The organism is Actinosynnema sp. NPDC023658, assembly GCF_040639995.1.
Taxonomy (GTDB): Bacteria; Actinomycetota; Actinomycetes; order Mycobacteriales; family Pseudonocardiaceae; genus Actinosynnema.
The window spans coordinates 1-5,039 of sequence record NZ_JBFAAX010000421.1 but is presented as its reverse complement, the minus strand read 5'-3'; the positions used below and the strand labels follow the sequence as shown (position 1 = coordinate 5,039).

The window sequence follows — 5,039 nt, the reverse complement described above, 5'->3', positions numbered from 1 at the left end:
CAGCCCGCGCAGCTCACCGAACGCGGTGCGCGCGGTCTCCTCGACGGTCCGCAGCGCCTCGCGGGCCAGGTCCGCGTCGCGGTCGAGCACCCGCCGCGCCGCACCCGCCTGCACGCCCATCACCGACACGTGGTGCGCCACGACGTCGTGCAGGTCGCGGGCGATCCGCACGCGTTCGGCCACGATCGCGCCCCGCGTGTTCTGCTCCTGCGACCGGCGCAGCTCTTCGGCGCGGTGCTCCAGCTCGGCCTGCCTGCGCGCCGACACCCACGCCATGTCACCGAAGAAGTAGGCGGACAGGAAGAACAACACGTTGAACCCGATGCCGTAGAGCACCGAAGCGAGCACGGGGTCGAGCGGACCGGCCGCGCCCTCGAACGGCGGCGCGGGGTGGACCAGGAACCGCACCAACCCGTACGCGAGCCAGGCGAACATCGCCACGATCACCGCGACCCGCGCCCACCGCGCCCGCGTCCGGTCGCCCGCCCACGCGCCCGCGCTGAAGATGGCCAGGAACAACGCCACCGACGGCACGAGGTTGTCACCGACCCGCCGGGCCTGCGCCAGGATGAACACCACGCCGACGACGAGCAGCACGACCAGCGGGAAGCGCCGCCGCGCCACCAGCGGCAGGGTCAGCGCCGCGCCCCAGGCGAACTGCTCGGCCAACGACGGCGCGTCGCCCGACGGGATCGCGCCCATGCTGTTGACCAGCACCGTCACCGCCACCGCGCCCAGCAGCGCCGCGAGCGCCACCCAGACGTCGTGCCGCCGCTGGGCCGCGGAGGGAGCCGGACGCCGCCACCGCGCCCACACCGGCTCGTGCGCACCTGTCATGCCGCAGAACGTAACCCGACCGGGCCGTTCGGCCGCACCGCGGGCCGTGCGGTCAGGTGCGCGCCGCGGTGAGCACGATGGCGGTGTAGCTCATCGTGAAGCCGCCGCCGACCGCGTCGAGGGCGGCCCCGACGCCCGCCAGCACGGCGTCCGACCGGGACGGCGAGAGCACGGCGTACGCGCCGCTGGTGGGCAGCTGGTCCAGCCACTCGTCACGGGTGTAGGCGCGCTCCCAGTCGAACCGCCAGACCTCGGGCTCGTCGAACCCGCCCGCCTGCCGGATGCCGTCGGTCGCCCTGGCGGTCAGCGGCGCGTAGGGGTCCGAGCTCGTCGGCGGGGTGAAGGCGCGGGCGAGGGGCGAGTCGGGCAGCGCCTTGACGAGGGCGTCGGTGAAGGCCCGCGCCAGGTCGGCCGGCGGTTGGCCCACGTTCCAGAACGCGGCCAGCCTGCCACCGGGCCGCAGCACCCGCGCCGCCTTCGCCGCGCCCGCGACCGGGTCTACCCAGTGCCACGTCTGGCCGGAGACGACGGCGTCGAACAGGCGGCCGGCGGGATCCCACGACTCGAAGGCGGCCACCTCGACGTCGTGCCCGCGCGCCCGGGCCCAGTCGGCCATCCGCGCGTCGACCTCGACGCCGAGCACCCGGCAGCCGGCCGCGCGGAACTGCCCGGCCGCGATGCCCGTGCCGAGGCCGACGTCCAGGACGTCCGGTCCCGGGATGGCGGCGACGATCGCCTCCACCATGGCGTCGGGGTAGCGGGGTCGGGTGCGGTCGTAGCGCTCGGGGTCGGCGCCGAACGACTCGGCCATCTCCCTGGCCTGGTGGGATTCGCGGGGCGTCGGCCCCGGAGGTAGAATGGGCATGCGCCCACTATGAGTGGGCAAGTGCCCACTCGTCAACCGGAGGAGTGCTCGGTGCCCACAGGCGTGGCCATCCGCGACGTGCGCGAGCAGCTGTTCGAGGCCGCCGACCGCATCCTGCTGCGCGACGGGCCCAGCGGGTTGACCAGCCGTGCCGTGACCGACGGCGCGGGTTTCGCCAAGGGCGTCCTGCACCGGCACTTCGAGGACTTCGACGCCTTCCTGGCGGAGTACGTGCTGGACCGCAGCAACCGCATGGACGTCCAGGCGGCGGCCCTGCGCGAGTCCGCGGGCACCGGCACGGTCGTCGACAACCTGACCGACGCGGTGACCGCCCTGTTCGGGTCCGTCGCGGTGGCGATCGTCGCCCTGGTCACGTTCCGGGACGAGCTGCGCGCCCGCCTGCGCCGCACCTGGCCCGCCGGCGTCCCGGTGCTGACGGAGGCGGTGGTCATGATCGCCGGCTACCTCTCCGCCGAACGCGACCTGGGCCGGATCGCGCCCGACGCCCCGGTGGACGGGCTGGCGCCGACCCTGGTCGGCACCGGCCACCTGCTCTTCGCGGACCGTCGAGGCACCCCACCGGAACGGGAGGCCGTGCGCAAGGCCGTGATGACCGTCCTCGCGCCCGTCCTGCGGAATCCCTGACGCAAGCCTTGAGCCGTGGCGGCGTCGGCTACGGCTTCACCACCTCGAACTCCCGGGGCGATGCGTCAGTCAGCTTGGAGTACCGCACCTTGCCGTCCGCCGTCACGATCACCGCCCGGAATCCGAGGCGCTCCTTCCCCGACTTCCTCTCAGGCGCCTACGCCGCGACGACGTAGGCGGCACGGGCCGTCTTGCCGTCGGTGCCCAGAACGGTGGGGAACCGCTGCGGGCCGAGTCCTCGGTGCTCCACGCCGGAAGTCCCGCCGTCGACGTGCCAGGCCGGCGTGATCCTGATCTTCAACCGGTGGCCGGAGCGGAGGACGGAGACGACGTTCCACGCCAACGACAGGATCGCCACGGTCAGCGATACCGCCGAGACGAAGAGAGCGGTTCCCGCGTAGCCGTCCGCCTCGGCCGCTGCGAGTGATGTCCAGTTCACCGTTCCCGCTCGATGTCGACCGGTGTGGGCACACCGGTGGATGAACGGCGGCAGTCCTCCGCGCAAGCACCGCGGCCGACGACAACCGGGTCGTGCCGGGCAAGGAGGGCCACCGCCGCGTTCGACCTCCGACACCGCCGCCCTACAGGACGGCGGCCAGTTCTTCCGCCGCGCGCAACGGGTCCGCGCCGATCGGGATGAGGACGGCACTGTCCACACCGGCCGCGAACAGCTCGGCCAGCCGCGCCCGCGCGTCAGCCGGCGTGCCGGTCACCGCGAGCTGCCGCACCCACTCCTCCGGCAGCCGCCGCACGAACTCCGACCGGCTGCCGCACTCCCGGCGCAGTGCCGCGAACTCCTCGCCGAAAGGCAGCGGCGCGACGTGGGGCGCCCAGTCCGGCTCCCCGATCCACTCCAGCCCGGCCCGCACGGCCTCGACCGCCACCGCCGCGTCGGCGTGGACGGCGGCCACGTTGTAGCCCACGAGGCGGTGCGGACGACGCGCGTCGATCCGCGCCAACGCGGCACGCGCGTACTCCGGGGTGGTCGGCTCGGCCAGGATCGTGCCGTCCGCCACCCGCCCGGACACGGCCAGCGACCGCGGACCGCGCACGCCGGCCAGCACGGGCGGCGGGTCGGTCGGCACGCACGCGGCCTCCAGCCGGACCCCGTCCAGCCCCACGTACCGACCGGGCTCGACGGTCTCCCCGCGCACCAGGGCCGTCACCGCGACCAGGTACTCCTCCAGCAGCGTCAACGGACTCGCCGGCCACTCCCCCACCGACCGCATCCACCCCGGCATGCCGTGGCCGATGCCGACGTCGACCCGGCCGGGGAACAGCTGGGCCAGCGTGGCCACCTCCATGGCGGCGAACGCCGCGTTGCGCGCGCCCACCGGCAACAACCCGATCCCTACCCGGATCCGCCCGGTCGCCGCCAGCACCGCCGCGGCCTGACCGATCCCGCCGCGGAAACCCAGGTCCTCGACCACCCACAGCTCGTCGAACCCGAGCTCGTCGGCACGCCGCGCGAACGGCAGCACCGCCGACGGCGCGAGGTCGCGGGGCAGCATCACGCCCACCGATCCCGAACGGTCCACCACCGACTCCTAGGTCCGAAGGTACGACGCGCCGTTGAGGTCGAGCACCGCGCCCGACGCCCACTCCGCCTCCGGCGAGGCCAGGTACACCACGGCGGCGGCCACCTCCTCCGGCGTCGCGACCCGGCCGAACGGGCTCTGCGCGCGCACGTCGTCGGTCACCAGGTCGGCCACCCGGTCGGTCGCCACGAAGCCGGGCGCCACCGAGGCGACCGCGATGCCGTGCGGCGCCAGGGCGACCGCCAGCGACTGCCCCATCGAGTGCAGCGCCGCCTTGCTGGCCCCGTACGCGGGCATGTCGGGCTCACCGCGGAACGCGCCGCGCGAGCCGACGTTGACGATCCGACCGCGGGCGCCGCGCTCGACCATGTGCCGGGCGACGCAGTAGGACATGTCGGCCGCGCCGAACACGTTCACCGCGAACGTGCGCCGCCACAACGACTGCCACTCCGGGTAGGTCTTGTCGGCCAGCGAGCCGAGCTCGACCAGGCCCGCGTTGTTCACCAGGACGTCGATGCCGCCGAGGGTGTCGGCGGCGGAGTCGACCACCCGCGCGATCGCGTCCGGGTCGGTCAGGTCGACGTCCGCCGAGGACAGCGCCACGACACCGTCACCGAGGTCGCGGAACGCGCGCGCGATCGCCGCGCCGATCCCCCGGCTGCCGCCGGTGACGAGCACCCCGCGGGTCACTTGGCGAACACCTGCGACTCGTCGGCGAACGCCTTGAACTCCAGCGCGTTGCCCGCCGGGTCGCGGAAGAACATCGTCCACTGCTCGCCGGGCTCGCCCGCGAACCTCAGGTACGGCTCGATCACGAACTCCGTGCCGGCCGCGCGCAGCCGCTCGGCCAGCGCGTGGAACTCCGGGGTCGGCAGGAGCAGCCCGAAGTGCGGCACCGGCACGTCGTGGCCGTCGACCGGGTTGCGGCCGGAGTCGCCGCGCGGTCCGGGCACGACGTGCGTCACGAACTGGTGGCCGTAGAGGTTCCAGTCCACCCACCTGTCGGCCGAACGGCCCTCTTCGAGGCCGAGCACGCCGCCGTAGAACTCGCGGGCCCTGGCCAGGTCGTCGACGGGGACGGCGAGGTGGAAGGCAGGTCTCATGCCCCCACCTTGACCACCGGGTCCGCCAATGTCAACATTCGACATCATGCA

Annotated in this window: 7 protein-coding genes; 1 reads left to right on the top strand and 6 read right to left on the bottom strand. The window is 74.0% G+C overall.

Annotated features, from left to right (window positions below; genetic code table 11):
• Both AB0G02_RS27980 and AB0G02_RS27975 read right to left on the bottom strand, forming a co-directional pair.
• Positions 1-837, bottom strand: an 837-nt coding sequence (locus AB0G02_RS27980; protein ID WP_360799423.1) for a histidine kinase dimerization/phosphoacceptor domain-containing protein, incomplete at its 3' end; no start/stop codon positions are given.
• Positions 838-889: 52 nt separating this feature from the next.
• Positions 890-1,648: a class I SAM-dependent methyltransferase gene (locus AB0G02_RS27975; protein WP_360799420.1), complete on the bottom strand. Its 759-nt coding sequence runs from the start codon at positions 1,646-1,648 to the stop codon at positions 890-892.
• Positions 1,649-1,753: 105 nt separating this feature from the next.
• Here AB0G02_RS27975 and AB0G02_RS27970 point away from each other — a divergent pair, with 105 nt between their 5' ends.
• Positions 1,754-2,347, top strand: coding sequence for a TetR/AcrR family transcriptional regulator (locus tag AB0G02_RS27970; RefSeq protein ID WP_360799417.1), 594 nt, complete (start codon positions 1,754-1,756; stop codon positions 2,345-2,347).
• A 157-nt stretch (positions 2,348-2,504) separates the two neighbouring features.
• Here AB0G02_RS27970 and AB0G02_RS27965 read toward each other — a convergent pair whose 3' ends face one another.
• The 4 genes from AB0G02_RS27965 to AB0G02_RS27950 form a co-directional block, all read right to left on the bottom strand.
• Complete coding sequence (locus tag AB0G02_RS27965; protein ID WP_360799414.1) at positions 2,505-2,786, bottom strand: hypothetical protein; 282 nt, start codon at positions 2,784-2,786, stop codon at positions 2,505-2,507.
• 142 nt (positions 2,787-2,928) lie between these two features.
• The gene (locus AB0G02_RS27960; RefSeq protein WP_360799411.1) at positions 2,929-3,885 is read right to left on the bottom strand and encodes an LLM class flavin-dependent oxidoreductase; all 957 of its coding nucleotides are present in this window, start codon (positions 3,883-3,885) and stop codon (positions 2,929-2,931) included.
• Positions 3,886-3,894: 9 nt separating this feature from the next.
• On the bottom strand, positions 3,895-4,575 hold the full coding sequence (locus tag AB0G02_RS27955; protein WP_360799408.1) for an SDR family oxidoreductase: 681 nt from the start codon (positions 4,573-4,575) through the stop codon (positions 3,895-3,897).
• Positions 4,572-4,988 (bottom strand): VOC family protein, encoded by a 417-nt coding sequence (locus tag AB0G02_RS27950; protein WP_360799405.1) that lies wholly within the window; start codon positions 4,986-4,988, stop codon positions 4,572-4,574. The genes AB0G02_RS27955 and AB0G02_RS27950 overlap by 4 nt, the downstream gene beginning before the upstream one ends.
• Between the last annotated feature and the right edge of the window lie 51 nt (positions 4,989-5,039).